We start from the raw sequence: 20654 nt of genomic DNA, 5'->3' as shown, positions 1-20654 counted from the left end.
CGGCGGGTGCGGGCGGCCGAGATTACCGAACTGCCGTGGCCGCGTCGTCCATGATCTCCAGTGCGTCTTTCAACGTCTCCACGTCCACCGCGTAGGAGATGCGCGCGTACCCCGCGCCGTGTTCGCCGAAGGCGTCGCCGGGGACGACCACGACGCCGCGGTCGATCACCTCGTCGACGAACCCGTCCGGCACCGTCGGCATCGCGTAGAACGCGCCTTCCGGGGTGGGACAGTCGAGACCGATATCGGCCAGCCCGTCCAGCAACACGTCGCGCCGTTCCTCGAAGGCCGCGACCATCTCGTCGACGGGGTCCTGAGGCCCCGACAGTGCGGCCTCGGCGGCGTGCTGGGAGGCGGCGGTCGCACAGGCCTGCCCGTACTGGTGGGCCCGGAGCATCCGCTCGACCCGGCGCTCGCTGGACGTGATCCAGCCGAGCCGCCAGCCCGTCATCGAGTAGGTCTTCGAGCACGCACCGACGACGGCGACGTTGTCCGTCTCGGCGAATTCGAGGGGAGAGCGGTGTTCTCCCTCGAAGACGATGTGTTCGTACACCTCGTCGGAGAGACAGAGCACGTCGTGTTCGTCGGCGATGCGAGCGAACTCCCGCATATCGTCGGGCGACTGCACCGCCCCAGTCGGATTCGCCGGGGAGTTGACGACGAAGACGGCGGTGTCGTCGGTGATCGCCTCCTCGACGGTGGCGGGGTCCATCGTCAGGTCCTCACGCAGGGGGATCGGTTTCGGCTCACCGCCCGCGATGTGGGTCAGGGCCTCGTAGGAGACGAAGCCGGGATCCGGATAGATCACTTCGTCGCCCGGGTCGACGTGGGCCTCCAGCGCGACGTGGAGGGCTTCGCTCCCGCCTGCGGTGGCGATGACGTTCTCGGGGTCGACCTGAAGGTCGTAGTCACGGTCGTACTTCGCCGAGATGGCGTCTCTGAGTTCCCGTGTCCCCTTGTTGGAGGTGTAGGAGTCGGCCTCACCTGCCTCGATGGCGTCGACGGCGGCCTGCCGGACGTGGTCGGGCGTGGGGAAGTCCGGCTGGCCCAGGCCGAGGTTGATCGCGTCCTCGCCGGCGGCCTCGAACACCTCGCGGATGCCCGAGATCGACACCTGCTCGATCCGGTCGGAAAACTCCGTCATACCCTACTCCCGGAGGCCGATCCCGATAATGGTAGCGGATTCGGGGGCCGTGGCAGGAGTGCCGGACCGTCAGTCCTGCCGGTACTCCTTGCGGAATCCGCGGAACTCCGTGCGGTGGGCTTCCTCGTCGGCGAGGACCGTCACCGCGATGTCTTCGGTCACCGGGTCGTTCGCGTCCTCGGCGGCGTCGATCAGTTTGCGGTAGGTCTCGATGGCGTCGTTCTCCGCGTCGAGGACGCCCTCGATCACGCTGAGTACGTCGGTCGAATCCTCGGGGGGTTGCAACGAGTGCTGGCGCGCCTCGAACTCCGCCGAGCCCGGCGGGCGCGAGTCCAGCTGTTTCAGCCGCTGGCCGAGCATCTCCGCGTGGTTCAGCTCCTCTTGGATGTCCGTCTGCAGGCTCGTTTTGACTTCCTCGGCACTCACACCGTCGAGCACGATGGAGTTCGTCATGTAGTTCATGACGGTCTCGATCTCGTCGCTGTACGCTTTCTGAAGGAGGTCGATTACCTCGTCGTTCGTCATGGTTCCCTCTTGGGTCGCCAGGTACTTAGACACGAACCAAGCGGACAGAAGGGCTGGCTCTCAGTCGGTCGCCTCGTCGAGATCCTCGATGTGCCCCCGCAAACGCTCCAGCGCCACGTCCGGGTTCATGTAGCCCTGATCGTACTCCTCGAAGACGGTCTCCGCTTCGGCCAGGAACCGATCTACGGCGTCGTCAGTGTCGGTCATGGAATATCGTCCACCCGGGAGCCGGGTGAAGGTTGCGAAGCGGCGGCGATCACTCCTCGCCCAGCGTCAGCGACGCCAGAATCAACACCATCCCGCTGGAGACGACGACGGCCTGGACGAGCGCCGCCGACAGCAGCGACGTGCCGAAGAGTCGGTAGATCAACCCCTCACAGATCGCGCCGACGCCGATGAACACGAACCCGACGGCGACGAAGCGCATCGGCTCGTTCCCGCTGCGCCGGTAGCCGTGGTAGGCCAGCGACGCGACCACGAGCGCCAGCACGAGCGTGACGAGTTTCACGAGGAGGACGGGGGCGTCGATCATGTGCGATCCCGGAGGTTCGACCAGAGGTCTGTGAAGTTGTCCGCGAGTTCGTCACGGGTCCTGACCGCCCCGTCGAGTTCGCCGTCGTCCATCTCGACGTGAAGCGCTTCGAGGGTCGTCTCGTACTTCCGGCGGTGGGCACCGTCGTCGTCGACGGTCGATCGCTCGTCGACGAGTTCGTAGTCCTGTAGCGTCGAGACACGACGGTAGATCGTCGCGAGGGAGGCGTCACAGATGTCGCTGAGGTCCTTGGCCGTCCGTGGCTCCTCGTCGGCCGCCAGCAGAATGCGCCGCGAGTAGTCGTCCGCGAGGATCTGAAGTACCTCGGGGATCGACGCGTTCTCGCCACCGTCCATGTCCCGATGGAGACCACCCAGAACCAAAGCGTCGGTGGTTCGTCGATCACCGACAACAGAAATGCACATTCCGAACAAGACTGCAAAGAGCCAGTCCGCTTTAGTCGGCTACCGACGAACGAGGGGTATGAACCGTTCTCGTATGCGCGTCCTGAAAGCGCTGACGGTGGGGGCCGGCACGTTCGTCCTCTTCGAGGTCGTCACCGGATTGATTCCGAATCCTCTCTACGTCCGCATGGTCCCGCGGACGGGACTGGACTACCTGTTCCTGACGCTGACTGCGGGCGCGCTCGCGCTCTACACGTACCAGCGGACGCCCGACGGCGGTGACGACGGGGCCGCGGCCGCCGGGACAGCGCTGGGCTTTCTCGCGTTCGGCTGTCCGATCTGTAACGCCATCCTGCTGGCGCTGTTCAGTAGTTCCGCCCTGATGACCTATCTCGACCCGCTTCGCCCCGTGATCGGCGCGGTGAGCGTCGTCGTCTTCGCTGGCCTGCTCTACGTTCGGTCCCGGCGGTCCTGTGCGGACTGTGCCACCCAGCCGTCGACGGGTTCGGGGGCCGACTGAGACCGATGTCGGACGCGGCTGCGGAGGGCGACGACGAGTCGGACGCACGGTGGCCGCTCGTGGCGGTCGGTGGCGCAGTGAGTCTCTGCTGTCTGTTCGCCGCGCCGGCGGCGACCGGAGCCGCGGGCGGTGCAGTCGCTGGCGGTGCGGCCGCGGCGCTGGGCGGCGGCGTCGTTCGCGTCGCCGTTTCGGCGCTGACGGTCGGGCTCGTCGCCGTCGTGTGGCGACACCGCACCGACGCGACCTGCTGTGAGCAGTGAGGTGGTCGGTCCGGTCGGTTCCGTGCCCGACTACTCGCCGCCGGTCGCGGACGGCATCGCACAGTAGCGCGGATCGCCGAGCCGGGAGAGATAGGCCACGAGGAGAAGGAGTCCGGCCAGCCGGAGGAGGTTCCCGTCGAAGGGGAGCGTCGAGAGCGCACCGACGAATCCGAGGGTGCCGAGGAGGCCGGCCCCACAGCTCGCACAGCCGGAGGCCAGGAGACCGGGGAGGACGCTGGACAGGCCGCGAGCGCTCACCTCGCCGGCGTGGCGAATGCGGCCGATCGCCGTCGTGATGGCAATGCCGGTCACGACGGCGTAAACGACGGTGAGTGCGAGCGCGAGCGTGCCGACCGAGGCGTACGTGTTCGCGGTGAGTGCGACGACCGCGTCGTCGAGGTAGCCCGGGCCCGCGGCGAGCATCTGCATCGAGTAGGTCGGGAACGAAGACAGGATCAACAGGGCGTAGGTCACGGCTGCGAACCCGACCGTGGCGAGCGTGCGCCCGGCCGAGGTGAACGGGTAGCCGACGGCCTCGACGAACCGCGTGGCGTGTGCCGCGACGGTCTCGTTCACGCGTCTTTCACCCTGTCGATCGCCGAATCGAACCGGTCGTACGGCTGTGCGCCGACGAGTTTCCCCGCCCTGTCGGCCTCGCGATTGTAGAGGACGAACGCCGGCGAGCCCCGGATCCCGAACTGTCTGGCCTGCTGGACGTCCGCGTCGATCTCCGCCTCGATCTCCGTGCCGTGCTCGTCCATGCACGTCCCGACCGCGTCCGCGTCGACACCCTCGACGCCGGCCGTAATCTCCAGCAGGTTCTCTCTGGACGCCCAGCCCGAGCCTTTCGTTCCCTGTGCGTCGAAGATCGCCGAGTGCCAGTCCAGGTAGCGGCCGGGGTCGGCGTCACGGACCTGTCGCCAGACACACCGGTCCATGATCGCAGCGGTCGTCGACGACTCGGAGAGATAGGGGTACTGGATGAACACGTAGCGGACGGTCCCCGGACGAACGTGGTTCTCGACGAGTTGCGGGAAGGTGTTCTGCTCGAACCGGCGACAGAACGGGCACTGGTAGTCGCTCCAGTAGTACACGTCGACCGGCGCGTCCATCGCGCCCAGGATCGGGTGCCCCCCGAGGTCGATCCCGAAGCCGGTCGTCGCGGTACTGCTGTGTAACTGCGCGCCGTTCGATTCGTTCGATTCGTTCGACGCCGATCCGTCGGCGCTGTCGCCCTCGAGACGTGACGCGCCGTAGACGATCCCCCCGCCGGCGACGACCGTCCCCATGCCAGCGAGCATGGCGCGGCGTGTCGTCGATGAATCCGGACCTGCCATACGTCGTTGTCGTGGCGGGGCTCACATAGACCGTCCGGCGATTTGCTGAGTCTGCAAAGACCGGCCACGCGGGCGGCTACGGCACCAGCCGTCGCGTTCCGGTCACTGGAAGCCGATGGGCTGGGCCTGAGAGCTCTCGTCGCCGGCCTGGCCCATCTGCTGGGCGAGTTGCTGGCGGGCCTGGGCGATCTCTTCGGCCTGGTCGACGAGTTTCTGCGTGTCGACGTCGATCCCCGCGACGGGAGCGATGGCGTCGAGCAAGAGGGTGCGCGCCGCCTCGGGATCGGGGAACTGGGCGTTGGACTGGACGACGAACCCGAGGCCGTCGACGTCGTCCTGTTCGGCCCGCGAGAGGAGGTTCCCGGTCGGGCCGCTGATGAGCCCGCTCTGTGGCGGGGCGGGGATGTCGTACTCGGCGAGCAGGTCGCCGGCGTCGCCGGTCGCGATGCCGTGGAGTTTCGGCGGCCCGTCCTTCTCTGCCGGGAGCCCGCTGAGATACAGCGGCAGGGCGTCCTGCTCGTCGATCCAGCCCGAGAGACAGGCCGCGAACTCCGTCGCGTCGCTGGGGGAGACGGGCACGTCGCTCTGGAGGGCGAGCAGGTCCCGCTCGTGATCGGCGTAGATCCGGACCGGCGGCTCGACGGCGGGGTCGCCCTCGTGGTAGACGGCCACGTCGGGCAGTCCCTCACACCGACAGGACGCGTAGTAACTCATGTCGAACGTGTCTACGAGGTGGTCGGTCGCGATTTTCCCGACGAGTCCGACGCCCGGGAGCCCCTCGATCAGGACCGGGGATTCCAGCGAGCGGTCGCCGTGGACTTCGACGTGTGCCATAGCGGAGCATGGGACGGGAGCGAATAAAAGTTCCTGGGGGTCGCCGTCTTGCGGTCGAGTGCCGGATCGACATCCAGAGGTCCCCGAGGGATGGACAGGAGTTCTCTCCGCGAGGAATTCCACGAATATTATGTGCATTTGTGTGGTAGTGACGGGTGATGATACTCGGGGAACGGGATCCGGAAGTGAAGGCGGGGGTACAGGACGTGGATCTGTCCGGACAGACAGTGCTTGTGACCGGGTCGACCAGCGGCGTCGGCCGGCAGGCCGCCACGGCGATGGGGCGACTCGGTGCCGACGTGATCGTCCACGGGCGCGACCGGGCGGCCGGCGAGAGCGCCGTCCGGGAACTAACCGATCTCGGGTCGGACGCCCAGTTCGTCTCGGCCGACTACACCGACCTGGAGGCGGTACGGGAGATGGCCGCCGAGGTCGAAGCGTCGGTCGACGAGATCGACGTGCTCTGTAACAACGCCGGCGGGCTGTTCGAGGACGGCGAGACGACCGAACTCGGCGTGGATCGGAACTTCCACATCAACCACCTCTCGCCGTTCCTGCTGACGACGGAACTGCTCGACACGCTCGCCCCGGACGCCCGCGTCGTCACGACCGCCTCCATCGGCCACCGCGTCTCCTCGTTGAACCTCGACGCCCTGATCGAACCGAGTCCGTTCTCGGAGTGGGCGGCCTACTGCCGGTCGAAGCTCGCGAACATCCACTTCGCGAACGAACTCGCGCGGCGACTGGACATCGCCGGGAGCGACGTGACCTCGAACTCGTTCCACCCCGGCATCATTCCGGGCAGCGAGTTCTCGCGGACGCTTCCGGGACCGATCCAGCAGTTCGGCGACCTGCTCGACGAGGTGCCCCTGACCGACTCGCCCGAGGACGGGGCCGCGACCATGACTTACCTCGCCGCGTCCGAGGACGTCGAGGGGACCACCGGCAAGTACTACGCGCGCTGTCGCGAGCGCCGCCCCGCACCCGACGCCCGCGACGAAACCGCCCAGCGCGACCTCTGGAAGCGCAGTGCGGACCTGCTGGGCATCGACGAACCGCTCGCCGAGTGCGCCTGAAAGGTTTTCCGTGCGAACGTGGACGTGTCGGTATGGGTACGAGCCGTGGCCCCGTCGCCGGGCCGTTCGTGGTCGTCCTCGCCGGGGTCGTGATCGGCGCGGTGCCGCTCCTGCTCGGTGACGTCCTCGCCATCTTCGGGGCCGACGGTGCCCCGACGGTCGGTCTCGGGATCGGCGGGGCACTCGTCGTCGTCGGCGTGGCCGCGTCTCTCCTGCCCTCGTTCACGACAGAACTCGGCGTCGTCGCCATCGTCCTCTCCCTTTTGTCCGTGTTCGGCGCACTCGGGGGCCTCCTCGTCGGCCTCCTGCTCGGCGTCGTCGGCGGGAGCCTCTGTGTCGCCTGGCAGCCGTCGGCCGGGTGACCGGGCCGACCGGGACGTGTCTCGGCCCGCGAGAGGGTTTTGTGTCTCGGACTCGTCCGTCCCGTATGGGCTCGATCACCCTCTTCACCACGTCGGAGTACGAACCGCAGGCGTTCGACGCCGTCCTGTTCCGGGACCAACTGGTCGTCTGTGTGCGAGCGGACGAGGATTCGGTCCGGCTGGTGCCACTCGACAAAGTCAACCACGTCGACGGTGACGCCGAGAGCGTCCTCGTCGAGACCGAGATCCCCGAGTCGTTCTACGGTGGAGCCGAGTACGGCTTCGCCGACGTCGAGCAGTTCCCCGACCTGCAGGCCCACCTCGAAGACATCGAGAGCGAAGCGTACTGACCGCCCGCTGGTCGAGTCGCTGGCTCTCACGGGCTTGGCCCGTTCGAGTCGCGGTCGAAGACCGCACACTCCCCGCTCGCTCGTTCGGAGACTCTCCCGCTGGTCGAGTCTCCCGAGTCGGGATGACCGACGTTTTTACTGCCGGGAGCGAACGGGCGGCCAATGGAGGTACTGGACCGCTACGAACCGCTGATCGACGACTTCGAGGCGTTCCGTGCGGCCTGTGAGCGCCCGCTGCCGTCGGTGGTTCGCGTCAACACGATCAAGACCGAGCCCGAGACCGCGCGGGCGGCCCTGGAAGCCGAGGGGATCGGCGTCGAACCCTGTGGGTGGCACGCCGGGCTGTTCAGACTGGACACCCAGCCAGGGGCGAACTGGCCGTACTACCACGGCTGGCTCCACGGGCAGGAGGAGGTCTCGGTCGTCCCGGCGACCGTTCTCGATCCCGACCCTGGCGACCGCGTGTGGGACGCCTGTGCTGCCCCGGGGAGCAAGACCACCCAGCTCTCGGCGCTGATGGACGACCGCGGCCTGCTGGTGGCCACCGACAACAACCTCGGGCGGATCTCCGCACTCCGGAGCAACGCCGAACGGCTCGGCGTCACCAACGTCGCCGTCACCCGCGAGGACGCGCGCAACCACTCGCTGAAACCCTGGGAGGCGAAGGCGTACGACGCCGCGCTGGTCGACGTGCCCTGTTCCTGTGAAGGCACCATCCGGAAGAACCCCGACACGCTGGACGAGTGGACGCTCGAACACGTCGAGGGCATCGCCGGCACGCAGAAGGGCATCCTCCGCCGCGCGGTCCAGACCGTCCGGGAGGGGGGCCACGTCGTCTACTCGACCTGCACGTTCGCCCCCGAGGAGAACGAGGCCGTCCTCGATCACGTCCTCGGCGCGGAGGACTGCCGGCTGGTCGAGTTCGACCTCCCCCTCGACCACGTGCCCGGAGTCACCGCGTTCGAGGGCGAGACCTTCGACGAATCGGTCCGGAAGGCCAAACGCATCTACCCCCACCACAACGACACGGGTGGGTTCTTCTGTGCGAAACTGGAGGTGACCGGATGAGCGACGATCGCGAACACGACGGCCAGACGTTCGTCCGCCTGCCGACCGATCCCGACGACCGGATCCACGAGGACCAGCCCACTCGCGATGAGGTACTGGACTGGTGGGACGAACGGTTCGGAATCGGCCGGGACTACCTGGCCGACTACACCTTCTGGGAGAAAGGGCGCGGGAAGGTGTGGGCCTTCCACGCCGACACCGAGTCGCCGGTTCGGGTCGAGGGGCTCGGCATGAGCGTCCTGCGGACCCGTGGCGACCACTGGAAACCGACGACCAACGCGGTCCAGCGGTTCGGTCACCGGGCCGAGCGGAACGTGATCGATCTCACTCGCGAGCAGGCGGAAGCGTTCGTCGCGGGCGAGGATCAGGAGGTCCCGTGGGACGGCGACTGGGGGTACCTGATCGCCACCCACGACATCGCCGGGGAGACCGAACCGCTCGGTGTCGGGCTCTATCTGCACGGCGAACTGCGCTCACAGATCCCGAAGGGGCGGCGGCGAGACCTCTGAGACCGGGCGGGTTCGGATCAGTACCCGGCGCGATACTCACCGTGTTTGACGCCGAGGAACAGACAGATCCCGCCGAAGACGGCCATCGATGGGAGAACCATCATCAGAACGGTCCGGGTACCCATCATCGGCGCGACGAGCAATGCGCCCACGCCGACGACGATCAACGCCGCGAACAGTGCCAGCGTCTTCGCGAGGTCGAACTCCATACGTGACCGATAGGAAGCGACGGAAATCAGGATTGTGCTTCCGGCGGGTCGGTCCGCAGGCCAAGGACCACCTCGGCGGTCAGTCGTCGCCGTCGTCGCCGCTGTCGGCTTTGGGCCGGACGAGGTCGGCAAGCGTCACCAGGATGCCCAGGACCCATCCGACGGGGACGGAGATGCCGAACCACATCCCGGCGAAGGCGATCCCTTCGAGGTCGTACCGGGTCCGGAGGTACGCGTTCACGTCGGCGAAGTCGAGGGGGTTCTCCAGGAGCCAGATTGCGAGGCTCTCGCTCCGCGGGAGGACGACCTCCGCGACCGTCGGCGAGTACAGCGCCGCGACGATCGGCGGGAGGAAGATCGCCGTCATCGCGAACGGCCAGGCGAACACGACCGTCGTCACCCGCCCGCCGATCACCCGGAAGCCGACCGCCAGCGCGGCGGCGATCACGGCGACGCCGGAGGCCGCCGCGACCGCGAAGAAGCCCTCCGTGAGCCCGTCGAACCGGACGTACGACGCCGCTGTCAGCCCACCCCAGAGGACGAGAAAGAGGGCGACGACGCCCACGGTACCGAGCCGGAGCGCCGCGCTGTCGAGCCGCCGGCTCTGGAAGCGCAGGATCACCCCGAACAAGACGAGTGGGTAGACGAGTCCGATGATCGGAATCCCGAGGTAGTACCAGGTGTTGTAGGTCAGTTTCTCCCGGGCCGTCTTCGGTTCCCACTTCCCGAGGACGGAACTCGAAGCGTTGCGCTGACGCGGAAAGAACAGCTCCATCCAGGTCTCGTGCATCCGCCGGAGATCGAAGCGGATATCGTCGACGACACCGCCGCCCGACGCGCGTCCCGCTGCCATGTGCGCCGGGTAACGACGCGGGGTGTATAATCATTCTGGCCTCGTCAGACGGGTGTCAGCAGGACTGCATTCCCGGCTGACGATCACCGCGACCGACCGCTCACCAGGCGTCGGGCGCGAAGTCGGGGTGGACCCGCCGATCCCGCGCCTCGATGGCGTCGATCCGGTCGATCTCCTCGGCATCGAGTTCGAGTCCGACGCTCTCCCAGTTGTCCTGGATGTGGGCCTCGCTCGTGGCCTTCGGGATGGCGGTGACGCCCTTCTCGCGGAGCCACGCCAGACTGACCTGCGCGGGGCTGGCGTCGTGAGCCTCCGCGATGTCGACGATCGTGTCGTTCTCGAACACCTGTCCGCGAGCCAGCGGCGAGTAGGCGACCAGTTCGAGGTCGGTGTCGGCGGCGAACTCGCGGAGGTCTTCCTGGGGCAGGAGGGGGTGCATCTCCACCTGGTTGGCGAACACGGGCATCTCGGCGTGTTCGCGGGCCTGTTTGACGTGGTCGGGCTCGAAGTTCGAGACGCCGAAGCGTTCGATCTTGCCCTCGTCGTACAGTTGGTTGAACGCCGAGATGGTCCCCTCGGGGTCGTACTCGCGGGCCGGCCAGTGGATATACAGCAGGTCGACGTAGTCGACGCCGAGTTTGTCGAGACTCGCCTCGGTGCTCTCGATCACGTCGTCGTGGGACAGTTCCGAGATCCACACCTTGGTCGCGAGGAACACGTCCTCGCGGTCCACGTCGGCCTCGGCGATGCCGCGGCCGACGGCGTCCTCGTTGCCGTAGGCCTGTGCGGTGTCGATGTGGCGATAGCCCGTCTCCAGTGCGGTCCGGACGCTCTCGGCACACTGGTCTTCGTCGTCGTTCTGCCAGGTTCCGAGACCGAGCATCGGCATCCCGCTGGCTCGCGGGACACTTTCGGAGTCGAGTTGGGGGGTCATAGTCACTGGAGGAATGGGTGCCGCGTGCAAAACCGTTGTGAAACCGGCGAGCGGCGTCAGCGCTCGAAGAACTTCGCGATCGCCTCGACGGGACTCGCAGGGTTCGATCCGGTGGTGTCGAACCGCTCTTTTGCGTAGTCGACCAGGATCGGGAAATCGCCGGTGTGGATGAGCTTCCCGATGGCGATCGGGCTCCCCTTGTTGGCCTTGGCCAGTGTCTCGTCCGGCGTCGCCCGAAGGTCCGCCATGAGCTGGTCGTACCGCTCGTTGGGGGCGAGATAGAGAAGCCTGGTCATCAGCAGGCGGTTGCGCATCTTGGGGGCGACTCGCTGGTGCCAGAGGTCCTCGTATATTTCCATGTTCGCCGCGGACGTGTCGGGTTCGGCCGGGGTGAGGCACCTGTCGGCAGTTGCGGCCGCGACGCGACCGGACTCCATGCACTTGTGGATGCCCTCGCCCCACAGCGGATCGAGGGTCGGGACGGTGTCGCCGATAGCCATGAAGTTGTCCGTACTCATCTCACCGGGCATCTGGATGTGGGCCGAACCCCGGTGCATCTTGCCTTCGAGTTTCGTCGCGTTCTGGAAGCGGGGGTCGGTGTCGAGCCAGTACTCGAGGTGGTCGTCGATGGTCATCCCCTCGTGACCTCGGGACTGGTACCGGTCGTTCTGGATGTAACAGAGTCCGACCTTGGCGGTGTCCTCGCCGGTGTGGAAGATCCATGAGTAGCCGCCCGGCGCGAGGTCGTGATCGAGGCGAAGCATCATCGCGTCGGTCAAGTCGGCGTACCGGTCGTGGTCCACCTCGAGACCCTCGAACTCGTACTCGATGCCGATGGCCTGGTTCCGTCGTTCCAGATCGCTCACACCCAGCGCACGGGCAAGCGGTGCGGACGGCCCCGTGGCGTCGACGACGATGTCGGCGTACACCTCCTCGTCACCGTTGTACTCGACGCCGACGATCTCGCCGCCGTCCATGATCGGGTTGGCGACGCGGGCGTCGAACCAGTACTCGGCCCCGTTCTCGCGGCCTCTCTCGACGAGCCACTGCTTGAAGTCGGCGAACTCGAGTACCGCGCCCGGTTGGTCCTGCACGTAGTGGTCGTTGGGCGACTCCAGAACGACGTTGTCGGTGTAGTTCATCACCACGTCGCTTGGCACGTTGAACGAGGCCATCATCGACGGGAACGTGCCGGCGGTCGACTTGTTGCTCTGGCGCGGGAACTCGTCTTCGGCCTCGGTTTCGAGCACGAGGACCTCGTAGCCCCGTGCCGCCAGGTCGCGGGCGCACTGTGCTCCAGCCGGTCCTGCACCGGCGACGACTACGTCGTAGTGATCAGTCATAGCGTCGTGTTGTGTACTGCAGATCCGTTCTCGTGGCGCTGTTCCCCACCGGATACCGAACCGTCTCGCCGTGCGCAGTACCGACACCCCGACTCCGTGACGGCGGCCCCCACCGCGTCATCCCCCGCGATGTTTTCGGACTGCGCACTCATTGTTCACCATTATCGCCTCATCTCGTAAAAAAGGACCCTCTCCGCGGCGAAAACAGCCGGCTCTCGCGGCGACGGGGTGGGCCGGTTAAAAGAGGCCGTAATTGAGAGGTAAAACGTTCATCAGGGGGCGAGTGTGAAAGAAAGGCATATGTTCGACGACCAGCCGGTACGAGGGGACCTCGACGAGCACGTCGAGAATATGCTCGACTTGCTCAACGATTACGACATCACACTCTCGAAGGGGACACCGGAGGACGCACGCCACCAGCTGACGGTCATGACGGACCTCTCGACGGGCGAGCCCGAGGAGGTCGACACCGTCGAGGACGTGGAGATCCCGCCGGCCGGGGACGGCGAGGAGCCCATCCCGGCCCGGGTCTACGCGCCGGCCGGCGACGGCCATCCGACGGTGACCTACTACCACGGCGGCGGCTTCGTCGCGGGTGACATCGACACCCACGACGAACTCTGCCGGATGCTAGCTAACCGCGCGGAGGCGGTGATCGTCTCCGTCGAGTACCGCAAGGCACCCGAAGCGGCGTGGCCGGAGCCGATCAAGGACGCCTACGCCGGCGCGCAGTGGACCGCCCGCAACGCCGACGAGCACGGGGCCGACACGGGCACCCACGTCGTCGCGGGCGACAGCGCCGGCGGGAACCTCAGCGCCGTCGTCTCGCTGATGGCCGCCGAACGCGGGATGCCGGACATCGACCGACAACTCCTGCTCTATCCCGCGACCACCTACATGGATCCGATGCCGTCCCGGGCACAGAACGGCGACGGCTACTTCCTGACCGCCCAGGATATGCTCTGGTTCGTCAAACACTACATCGACGACGAGATCGACGCCCACCACCCGTGGGCGTTCCCGCTGAACGCACGCCGGGACGAGCTCGCCGAGACACCGCCCGCCTACGTTCTGACCTGCGGGTACGACCCGCTCCGGGACGAGGGCCACGCCTACGCCCAGGAACTCGCCGAGGCCGGCGTCGACGTGGAGTACAGCAACCACGAGTCGATGATCCACGGTTTCCTCAACATGGAAGGTATCGTCGACCACACCTACGAGGGCGTCGAGGAAGTCGCCGAACAGATCCGTAAAGCCTGACAGCGGGGCGTTTTTGCCGGTGGCTCACTATCTGCCGCTATGGTCGAGTCCGGGGTCGTCGTCGCCGACACCGAAGGCAAGCGGGCCGACGCCCTCGCCGTCCGCCACGCCGTCTTCGTCGAGGGCCAGGGTATCGACGAGGACCGCGAACGCGACGGGCTGGACGGCCAGGCGACTCACGTGGTCGCCTACGACGACGGGGATGCAATCGGGGCCGCCCGGCTCCGCGAACCCGAGCCCGGAACGGGCAAAGTCGAACGCGTCGCCGTCCGCGAGAACCGACGCGGCGAGGGGTGGGGCCGGCGCGTGATGGCGACCGTCCACACCGCGGCTCGCGAACGCGACCTACCTCGACTCGTCTTGCACGCACAGGTCGCCGTCGAGGGGTTCTACCGGCGACTCGGCTACCGCACGGTGAGCGACGAGTTCGAGGAGGCAGGTATCCCCCACGTCGAGATGGTCCGTGCGCTGGACCGAGGCGGCGAGATTTAGCAGTTCGTGACCTCGACGTGTTCGGCGAGTGCGACCAGGTCGTCCAGAGCCGAGCACGGTTCGACGACCGTCGCCTCGGGGTCGTAGTCGACGAGCCCGAGCGCATCCAGTTTCGGGAGCGTCCGGTGGTGCAGGTCGACGACGACGCGGTCGCGGTCCTGCGCACCGTCGGGGCGCAGACAGACCTCGGTCGCCAGTTCCTGCACCGGGACGGTCCCCTCGGTCCCATGGAGTATCCGGATGACCGCCCGCCGACGCTCGCCGGCGAGCGCCTCGAGCGCGTCCGCGACCGGAACCTTCCCGAACTCCGAGAGCCCACGAGCGGACTGCTGGTCCATCGGTTCGGCCTTTGGACTACACTGCGAAAGTGTTACTGAGCGACTTTCGATCAGAGAGTGATCGAGAATCAGGAAGTGATCCAGTTCACAGTTCCCGGGTCCGGTCTGACGCGACGATCTCGTCGAGGAACTCCTCGACCCACTCGACGGCGGCGTCGGTGTCGTTGGTGACGACCGCCAGCAGGCGATCCATATCGTTGGAGACGGAGACGGCGACGCGGCCGCCACCGACCGCCGCGCCGTAGTTGTAGGCGTGTTCGGTCGCGTACACCGTCGTGGTGTCGGCCTCGACGATTGCGCCGAACTTCTCGGGGTAGTTGGCCAGTCCGGTCTCGACGACCTCCTCGGAGAGAACGAGGCGGGCGGGCACCGCCTCTTCGACAGTCAGTCGGTGGAACCCCTCGACGATGTAGGGGATGATCCGGTTGGAGTAGCCGTAGAACTCGCCGGCGGATCTGGCGAGGTCGACCATCTCCGTCAGCGGTTCGTGTGGCGCGTGATCTTCGGCGCGGTGGACCTCGGCTCCGTCGAGGAGTCGCATATCGAATCCAGCGTCACGGGGGAGATGTGAGAACAGTCCCTCGACCTCGGTGAGCGTCTCCAGCGTCCCGGCGACACGCTCGAACTCCACACAGCAGAGGTCTCCGAAGTTGGTCAGTTCGTAGACGGTCCCCTCGGAGGTGAGGATGCCCGCGTCTTCGAGTTCGCGGAACGCCCGGTCGACCGTCGGACGCGAAGCCCCCGTTCGCTCCTGGACGGCCTGCTTGTCGAACACGTCGTCACACAGACACCTGAACACGTCGTGGCGCTTATAAAAGAGGTGAAGAATCCCGGCGACGGAATCTTCGCTCATCACCCCACAACTCCGCCCTCACCGAGTAAAGTATTCCGGTCGTTTCGCTAACAAGCCCCCGGTAGCGCTGTTGATAGGCCGGTTTGCGGTGTCGGTCGTGGCATCAAGCGAGCACCTGTACCGCGTCGATCACGTCGTATGTGATTCACAATAGGTCGGGCGTCCAGCCGTCGACGGTGATCGCGACCGTGTGAGGCCGCGAAACGATCTCGGTTTTTTCATACCCCGTCGCCGAACACCGCGCATGGATTCGAAGGACGGTTCGACGGACCTCGGCATATCGTCATACGAGGAAGACCGGGATCTCTGGCTCGACGGGTTCGCGAGTCTGTTCGGGTTCGGGTGGCTGGCGGAGCGGTTACCCGCTGATCTGCCGCCGTCGTACCTGTACGCAGTGGTCACGGTCGTCGGCTCCAACGTCCTGACGATCACGTACAACCTGGCCAACGGCGTCCCGTTGATCTACCGGACGAACCCGTACTTCGTCCTCCAGCCGTTCGTGTTGTTCGCCGCGGTCTACGGTGCGCGGACCCTCCAGGCGGAGTACGACAGAGTGATGGCGGAGATGGCGATCGCCGAACGGGCCGACGACCCCGGGTCGTTGCTCGATCCAGTCCCGTCGTGGCTCCCGTGGGTGCTGTTCGGCGTCGGCGCGGCACTCCAGCTCACCCGGGCGGTCCTCGACATGGGCGGATGGGGCGTGACGGATATCTTCGCCAACTTCGTCCTGTTCCCGTTCGTCTTCCTCCCCATCGTCGTGCAGTTTTTCACGGTCTACGTCTCGATCGAGTTTCTCGCGCCGTGGCAGCTCTCGAAGTCGACGGTCGGGATTCACTTCCTCGATCCGGAGGGTGTCGGCGGGCTCCGACCGCTCGGTGAGTTGATCAAGAAGGCTTACTACTACGTCGTCGTCGGGCTTGTCGGGTACGCACTCATCACCTACGCACCCTTCGTCGACACGTCGTGGCGTGTGTCGGCGGCCGCTGGTGCGATCTTCACCGCGGTCTGGGTCGGCACCGTCGCCACCGTCGCGTTCGCGGTGTTCACGCTCCACCGGTTCATGCACCACGAGAAACGCTCAGAGATCCAGCGCCTGGAACGGGAGATCCGCGAGCGCATCGAGAACCCGTGGGACGTGAAAAACTACGAGATTCCGGACGAAGACCGCGAAGAAGTCGAAGACCTCCGCGAGCGGATCCAGCAGGTCAGCGCGACCAGCGAGTATCCGGCGACGTTCAGCATCTGGTCGCAGTTACTCCTCAGCATCGCGATCCCGAAGGCGATCCAGCTGGTCCTCGCGAGTGCCTGAGTCGGGGGTGGCGGGGCGGTCGCGGTGCAGTGGCTGTGCGGTCGCGGTGCGGAGCAAGGAAGTCGTACGGAGTTCGCGCCGGGGGCGCGAACTCCGCCTTTTTTGGTCGAGCTTTTTTGCGCGAGCGGTTCGCCGTAGGCGAACCCGAGTGGTTCGAAAGGCGCGAGGCGCCTTTCGTCATCACGAGAGAGCGAAGCTCTCTCGAACGACGGAAAAAAGGTCGTCTAGTAGAACTCCCGGACCAGGTCCATCGCGTCGTCGGGCGCGCCGTCGGGGATGTCGTGCATGGGCTCGCTCAGGCCTTCACGCTCGTCGAAGGGAACTGACCCTTCGTCCTGGTAGATGACGCCCTGGTACTCCTTGTCGGCGTCGAGGATGGCCGACTTGGCGTCGTCGTAGTCGGTGGGATCGTGGTCGGTCTCGCTGAGGTCGACGATGGTGTCCCGGAAGTAGTCGTAGGTGTCGACGTCGTTGAAGGTGACGCAGGGGCTGTAGACGTTGACGAAGCCGAAGCCGTCGTGTTCGATGGCTTTCTTGACGATCTCGGTGTGGCGCTGGGAGTCCGAGCTAAACGACTGGGCGATGAAGGTGCCGCCCGCGGCCAGCGCGAGTGCGAGGGGGTTGACCGGGGGCTGTTTGGGCCCGTCGGGTGAGGTCGAGGTCTCGAAGTCCTCTCGGCTGGTCGGCGAGGCCTGGCCCTTGGTGAGACCGTAGATGCGGTTGTCCATGACGACGTAGGTCATGTCGACGTTGCGGCGGACGGCGTGGATGAAGTGGCCCGCGCCGATGGAGTAGCCGTCGCCGTCCCCGCCGGCGACCATCACTTCGAGTTCGGGGTTGGACAGCTTCGTCCCGATGCCCACGGGCAGTGCGCGGCCGTGGACGCCGTGGAGCGCGTAGCTGTGCATATAGGTGCCGATCTTCCCGGAACACCCGATGCCGGCGACCACGAACGTGTTGTCCGGGTCGTTGCCGGTGTTCGCCAACGCTTTCATCATGCCGTTCATCGTCCCGAAGTCGCCGCAGCCGGGACACCACGTGGGCTGCTTGTCGGATTTGAAGTCCGTGAATCTGATCTCGGAGCTCATTATTCTGCCTCCACCTCGGTGGGTTCGCCGAGTTTCGCTTCGATTTCTTCTGCGAGTTCGTCGGCCTTGAATCGCACGCCGTTGTACTTGTTGACGCGCTTGACTCGTGTGAGTGTGTCGTGTTCGAGAAGGTCCGCGAACTGGCCCGTCGAGTTACACTCGACGACGATGACCTCGTCGGCGGCGTCGATCTCATCGGACAGGTCCGGACGGGGGTGGATGTACGGCACCGAGATGAACCGCACGTCGGTGCCCTCCTCCTCGAGGAAGCCCAGGGCCTCACGCATCGCGCCCTCGTTGGACCCCCACGAGATGACGAGGGTGTCCGCGTCGGGCTCACCGTACTCGCGGTAGTCCCATTCTTCCTCCTCGCGGGCGGTGTCGACTTTCTGCTGGCGCTTGTCGACCTGCTCGATGCGGATGTCCGTGTCTTCGGTCCGGCGACCGAGTTCGTCGTGTTCGAGCCCGGTCGTCATGTGTGCGCCGCCCTCGGTCCCGGGGAAAGCCCGCGGGCTGACGCCGTCGGCGTTCGGGAAGTGGGGCTGGAACTGCCCCTGTTCGTTCTGCCAGTCGGAGATCGAGTCCTCGTCGACGACCTTCCCGCGGTCGATCTCGACCTCGTCCATGTCGAAGGTCTCCGGTGGGAACGTCTGCTCGGACACCGACATGGCTAGGTCCGAGACCAGGAAGACCGGCGTCTGGTACTTCTCGGCGAGGTTGAACGCCTCGATCGTCTTCCAGAAACACTCCGAGATGTTCGTCGGCGCGACGACGAAGCGGGGCACCTCGCCGTGGCCGCCGTACAGGGCCATGTTGAGGTCGCCCTGTTCCTGTTTCGTCGGCATCCCGGTCGAGGGACCCGAGCGCTGCACGTCGGTGATGACCAGCGGCGTCTCACTGGTGGCGACGAGACCGAACGTCTCGGTCATCAGGTCGATCCCGGCACCGGAGGTGGCGGTCATCGCGCGTGCACCGGCCCGCGCCGCGCCCAGTGCCATGTTGATGGCCGCGAGTTCGTCCTCGGCCTGCACGACCTTCCCGCCGTAGGAGTCGAGACGGCCAGTCAGGTACTCCATGATGCTCGTCGCGGGCGTGATCGGGTACCCGGAGTAGAACCGACAGCCGGCGGCGATAGCTCCCATCCCGAGGGCCTCGTTGCCGTTCAGGAGAACGTAGTCGTTGTCGGTCGTCTCCATGTCGTAGTCGGTGTCGGCGTCGCACTCCTCGGCGACGTACTCCTGACCGAGTCGGGCGGCCTTCTTGTTGTTCTCGACGATGGCCTGTCCCTTGTCTTTGAACCGCTTCTCGAGGGACTCGTCGAGGTTCTCGATGGGGAAGTTCGTCACCTCACAGGCGGCCCCGAGCGCGACGATATTACGCATGATCGCGCCGCCGGCGTCCTCGGCCAGCGATTTGAGGGGCACGTCGAGCCCGATCATCTCGTCGGGGATCTCGACGTCCTGCATCGTGGTGCGTTCACCGTCGTAGATGATGACGCTCCCCTCGTGGAGTTCGTTCATGTTCTCGTCGATGGTTCGCTCGGTCAACGCGATGAGAATGTCGAGCCTGTCGACGACACTCTCTACCTGGTCGACCGAGGTACGGATCTTGTACGCCGTGTACCCACCACGGATACGCGACGCGAAGTCCTTGGAGGTGAAGACGTGGCGACCGGCACGGGACAGAGCCTGCGCGAAAATCTTGCCCGTCGAGTCGATCCCGTCGCCAGCTTCACCGCCGATGGCCCAGTTGAGGTCCGCGGGCATACTAGCGAGGGGCTACCCAGCCACGACGCAAAAGCCTTCTGCAATAGGTGTTCAACCCCGCAAATCGGTCAGTTAACTGACTGTCCGTCCAGTTCTCTTCGGATCGAAAGCACCTTTCGGCAAGGGCACCCAGAGGGGAAATATGGAAGACGAACCCCTCTCCGTCGCCACCGTCGAGTCGGTCGGTCAGGACGCCATCGCCATCGCGTTCGAGTCACCCGCGGACTTTGCCGCCCGCCCGGGCCAGTTCGTCAAGCTCGTGGCCGACGTGGACGGCGAGCGTGAGAGCCGCTTCTACACGATCTCCTCGTCCGACGTCGAGGACACCTTCGAGGTCACCGTCGAGATCGACCCCGACGGAGCGTTCGGGCCGATCCTCGCCGATCTCGAGGCCGGCGACGAACTCGTCGTCTCGGGCCCCTACGGCAACGCCTACTACGAGGACGAGCCGCGCGTGGTCGTCCTCGCTGGCGGTCCCGGTGTCGGTCCCGCGGTCGGTATCGCTCGCCGCGCGCTCGCGGACGGTAACGAGGCCGCCATCGTCTACCGCGACGACGACCCCATCCACGAGGACGCACTGGCCGATCTCGAAGCCGAGGGCGCGACGGTCCACGTCATCGACGCCGGCGACGACATGGTCGCGACCACGACGGACGTGGTGACTGGCGAGGCGGGCGAACAGGTGTTCGTCTACGGCTTCGCGGACTTCCTGGACGCCGCGACGGCCGCCATCGACGCAGCCGGTGGCGACCCCGACGCCGCAAAGGTCGAGAACTTCGGCTGAGAGAACGCGGGTGGGATTTAACCCCCACGGGTCGGTACTCCGGGTGATGAGTGTGTGTCGGCCGTCACGCCCGGCCGCCCGGGCCGGTGTACTCCTGCTGGTCGTGAGCGCGGTGACGGTACTGGCGAATCCGGGATTTCTCGGCCTGGTGACAGTCCAGGCTCAGGAGGGCACCAACGGGACGACCGCGAACACGACCGGCAACGGCTCCCAGTTGCAGACCGCCGATAGCGAGGGGGCAGACGGCGGCAGTGGAATCGTCGGGACCGTTCTCGGCCTTCTCGGTGGCCTGGTCGGTGCCCTCGGCGGCCTCGTGGGTGCCATCGCCGGGTTCCTTGACAGCCCCATCGGCCACGCGCTGGTCGGGATTCCACTGGGGCTCTACCTCGGCCTGAAGGCCATCGCACTGTATCTGGAGTACTACGAGTAGCCGAACTGGCGACCCGGCGCAACTGCCGGTGACCCCGCCCGACGTATCGGTCCGCGCCTCATATACCGCCGCCA

28 protein-coding genes are annotated in these 20654 nt (G+C 66.3%); 12 read left to right on the top strand and 16 right to left on the bottom strand.

Features of this window, described 5'->3' with window-relative positions; genetic code table 11:
• Positions 1-22: 22 nt before the first annotated feature.
• The 5 genes from BMX17_RS18295 to BMX17_RS18280 form a co-directional block, all read right to left on the bottom strand.
• Positions 23-1144: a pyridoxal phosphate-dependent aminotransferase gene (locus tag BMX17_RS18295; RefSeq protein WP_092662787.1), complete on the bottom strand. Its 1122-nt coding sequence runs from the start codon at positions 1142-1144 to the stop codon at positions 23-25.
• A gap of 69 nt (positions 1145-1213) precedes the next feature.
• On the bottom strand, positions 1214-1669 hold the full coding sequence (locus tag BMX17_RS18290; protein WP_092662785.1) for a ferritin-like domain-containing protein: 456 nt from the start codon (positions 1667-1669) through the stop codon (positions 1214-1216).
• Positions 1670-1729: 60 nt separating this feature from the next.
• Positions 1730-1876, bottom strand: coding sequence for a hypothetical protein (locus BMX17_RS26340; RefSeq protein ID WP_170845471.1), 147 nt, complete (start codon positions 1874-1876; stop codon positions 1730-1732).
• Between the two features lie 49 nt (positions 1877-1925).
• A complete protein-coding gene (locus BMX17_RS18285; protein ID WP_211611390.1) occupies positions 1926-2201 on the bottom strand; it encodes a DUF7521 family protein in 276 nt (91 codons plus the stop codon).
• Positions 2198-2557 (bottom strand): ArsR/SmtB family transcription factor, encoded by a 360-nt coding sequence (locus BMX17_RS18280; protein WP_092662783.1) that lies wholly within the window; start codon positions 2555-2557, stop codon positions 2198-2200. The genes BMX17_RS18285 and BMX17_RS18280 overlap by 4 nt, the downstream gene beginning before the upstream one ends.
• 127 nt (positions 2558-2684) lie before the next feature.
• On the opposite strand from BMX17_RS18280, the gene BMX17_RS18275 reads away from it, so the two are divergent.
• On the top strand, positions 2685-3125 hold the full coding sequence (locus tag BMX17_RS18275) for a hypothetical protein (RefSeq protein ID WP_092662781.1): 441 nt from the start codon (positions 2685-2687) through the stop codon (positions 3123-3125).
• A gap of 5 nt (positions 3126-3130) precedes the next feature.
• Positions 3131-3385, top strand: a complete 255-nt coding sequence (locus BMX17_RS18270) for a hypothetical protein (protein WP_092662779.1) — start codon at positions 3131-3133, stop codon at positions 3383-3385.
• 30 nt (positions 3386-3415) lie between these two features.
• Here BMX17_RS18270 and BMX17_RS18265 read toward each other — a convergent pair whose 3' ends face one another.
• The 3 genes from BMX17_RS18265 to BMX17_RS18255 all read right to left on the bottom strand — a co-directional run bounded on the left by BMX17_RS18265 (position 3416) and on the right by BMX17_RS18255 (position 5556).
• Positions 3416-3961: a hypothetical protein gene (locus tag BMX17_RS18265; RefSeq protein WP_092662777.1), complete on the bottom strand. Its 546-nt coding sequence runs from the start codon at positions 3959-3961 to the stop codon at positions 3416-3418.
• A complete protein-coding gene (locus tag BMX17_RS18260; protein ID WP_092662775.1) occupies positions 3958-4722 on the bottom strand; it encodes a DsbA family protein in 765 nt (254 codons plus the stop codon). The genes BMX17_RS18265 and BMX17_RS18260 overlap by 4 nt, the downstream gene beginning before the upstream one ends.
• 102 nt (positions 4723-4824) lie before the next feature.
• The gene (locus BMX17_RS18255) at positions 4825-5556 is read right to left on the bottom strand and encodes a proteasome assembly chaperone family protein (protein ID WP_092662773.1); all 732 of its coding nucleotides are present in this window, start codon (positions 5554-5556) and stop codon (positions 4825-4827) included.
• 158 nt (positions 5557-5714) lie between these two features.
• Between BMX17_RS18255 and BMX17_RS18250 the strand changes: the two genes are divergently transcribed.
• The 5 genes from BMX17_RS18250 (at position 5715) to BMX17_RS18230 (ending at position 8921) form a co-directional block, all read left to right on the top strand.
• Entirely contained in the window at positions 5715-6632 is a 918-nt protein-coding gene (locus BMX17_RS18250) for an SDR family NAD(P)-dependent oxidoreductase (RefSeq protein ID WP_092662771.1), read from the top strand.
• A 32-nt stretch (positions 6633-6664) separates the two neighbouring features.
• Complete coding sequence (locus tag BMX17_RS18245) at positions 6665-6994, top strand: DUF6114 domain-containing protein (protein WP_092662769.1); 330 nt, start codon at positions 6665-6667, stop codon at positions 6992-6994.
• A gap of 65 nt (positions 6995-7059) precedes the next feature.
• A complete protein-coding gene (locus BMX17_RS18240) occupies positions 7060-7344 on the top strand; it encodes a hypothetical protein (protein WP_092662767.1) in 285 nt (94 codons plus the stop codon).
• Positions 7345-7506: 162 nt separating this feature from the next.
• Positions 7507-8412 carry an RsmB/NOP family class I SAM-dependent RNA methyltransferase gene (locus BMX17_RS18235; protein WP_092662765.1) on the top strand — a complete coding sequence of 302 codons (906 nt, stop codon included), beginning with the start codon at positions 7507-7509 and terminating at the stop codon, positions 8410-8412.
• Positions 8409-8921 carry a DUF7122 family protein gene (locus BMX17_RS18230; protein ID WP_092662763.1) on the top strand — a complete coding sequence of 171 codons (513 nt, stop codon included), beginning with the start codon at positions 8409-8411 and terminating at the stop codon, positions 8919-8921. The genes BMX17_RS18235 and BMX17_RS18230 overlap by 4 nt, the downstream gene beginning before the upstream one ends.
• A 17-nt stretch (positions 8922-8938) precedes the next feature.
• Here the strand turns inward: BMX17_RS18230 and BMX17_RS18225 are convergent, their stop codons facing one another.
• The 4 genes from BMX17_RS18225 to BMX17_RS18210 form a co-directional block, all read right to left on the bottom strand.
• Positions 8939-9130, bottom strand: coding sequence for a DUF7333 family protein (locus BMX17_RS18225; protein WP_092662761.1), 192 nt, complete (start codon positions 9128-9130; stop codon positions 8939-8941).
• A gap of 79 nt (positions 9131-9209) precedes the next feature.
• Complete coding sequence (locus tag BMX17_RS18220) at positions 9210-9983, bottom strand: hypothetical protein (RefSeq protein WP_092662759.1); 774 nt, start codon at positions 9981-9983, stop codon at positions 9210-9212.
• A 100-nt stretch (positions 9984-10083) separates the two neighbouring features.
• Positions 10084-10917: an aldo/keto reductase gene (locus BMX17_RS18215; protein WP_092662757.1), complete on the bottom strand. Its 834-nt coding sequence runs from the start codon at positions 10915-10917 to the stop codon at positions 10084-10086.
• Between the two features lie 56 nt (positions 10918-10973).
• On the bottom strand, positions 10974-12260 hold the full coding sequence (locus tag BMX17_RS18210; RefSeq protein ID WP_092662754.1) for a digeranylgeranylglycerophospholipid reductase: 1287 nt from the start codon (positions 12258-12260) through the stop codon (positions 10974-10976).
• Positions 12261-12560: 300 nt separating this feature from the next.
• On the opposite strand from BMX17_RS18210, the gene BMX17_RS18205 reads away from it, so the two are divergent.
• Both BMX17_RS18205 and BMX17_RS18200 read left to right on the top strand, forming a co-directional pair.
• Positions 12561-13520: an alpha/beta hydrolase gene (locus BMX17_RS18205; protein ID WP_092662752.1), complete on the top strand. Its 960-nt coding sequence runs from the start codon at positions 12561-12563 to the stop codon at positions 13518-13520.
• A gap of 39 nt (positions 13521-13559) precedes the next feature.
• Positions 13560-14012, top strand: coding sequence for a GNAT family N-acetyltransferase (locus BMX17_RS18200; protein WP_092662750.1), 453 nt, complete (start codon positions 13560-13562; stop codon positions 14010-14012).
• On the opposite strand, the gene BMX17_RS26335 is transcribed toward BMX17_RS18200, so the two are convergent.
• Together BMX17_RS26335 and BMX17_RS18190 are read right to left on the bottom strand one after the other, a co-directional pair.
• Complete coding sequence (locus tag BMX17_RS26335; RefSeq protein WP_092662748.1) at positions 14009-14350, bottom strand: DUF7344 domain-containing protein; 342 nt, start codon at positions 14348-14350, stop codon at positions 14009-14011. The genes BMX17_RS18200 and BMX17_RS26335 overlap by 4 nt on opposite strands.
• Positions 14351-14435: 85 nt before the next feature.
• Positions 14436-15203, bottom strand: coding sequence for a helix-turn-helix transcriptional regulator (locus BMX17_RS18190; RefSeq protein ID WP_092662746.1), 768 nt, complete (start codon positions 15201-15203; stop codon positions 14436-14438).
• A 244-nt stretch (positions 15204-15447) separates the two neighbouring features.
• On the opposite strand from BMX17_RS18190, the gene BMX17_RS18185 reads away from it, so the two are divergent.
• Positions 15448-16512 (top strand): hypothetical protein, encoded by a 1065-nt coding sequence (locus BMX17_RS18185; RefSeq protein ID WP_211611389.1) that lies wholly within the window; start codon positions 15448-15450, stop codon positions 16510-16512.
• A gap of 224 nt (positions 16513-16736) precedes the next feature.
• Here the strand turns inward: BMX17_RS18185 and BMX17_RS18180 are convergent, their stop codons facing one another.
• Both BMX17_RS18180 and BMX17_RS18175 read right to left on the bottom strand, forming a co-directional pair.
• Positions 16737-17600, bottom strand: coding sequence for a 2-oxoacid:ferredoxin oxidoreductase subunit beta (locus BMX17_RS18180; protein ID WP_092662744.1), 864 nt, complete (start codon positions 17598-17600; stop codon positions 16737-16739).
• A complete protein-coding gene (locus tag BMX17_RS18175; protein WP_092662742.1) occupies positions 17600-19366 on the bottom strand; it encodes a 2-oxoacid:acceptor oxidoreductase subunit alpha in 1767 nt (588 codons plus the stop codon). Before BMX17_RS18175 ends, BMX17_RS18180 begins: the two co-directional genes overlap by 1 nt.
• A 142-nt stretch (positions 19367-19508) precedes the next feature.
• Here BMX17_RS18175 and BMX17_RS18170 point away from each other — a divergent pair, with 142 nt between their 5' ends.
• Positions 19509-20150, top strand: a complete 642-nt coding sequence (locus BMX17_RS18170) for an FAD-dependent oxidoreductase (protein ID WP_092662740.1) — start codon at positions 19509-19511, stop codon at positions 20148-20150.
• 46 nt (positions 20151-20196) lie between these two features.
• Positions 20197-20580 (top strand): hypothetical protein, encoded by a 384-nt coding sequence (locus BMX17_RS18165; protein WP_092662738.1) that lies wholly within the window; start codon positions 20197-20199, stop codon positions 20578-20580.
• Positions 20581-20654: the final 74 nt, after the last annotated feature.

This window comes from Halorientalis persicus (assembly GCF_900110215.1).
Classification (GTDB): domain Archaea; phylum Halobacteriota; class Halobacteria; order Halobacteriales; family Haloarculaceae; genus Halorientalis; species Halorientalis persica.
Note: the sequence above shows the minus strand (reverse complement) of the source record. Positions and strands in the feature narration are given on the sequence as shown.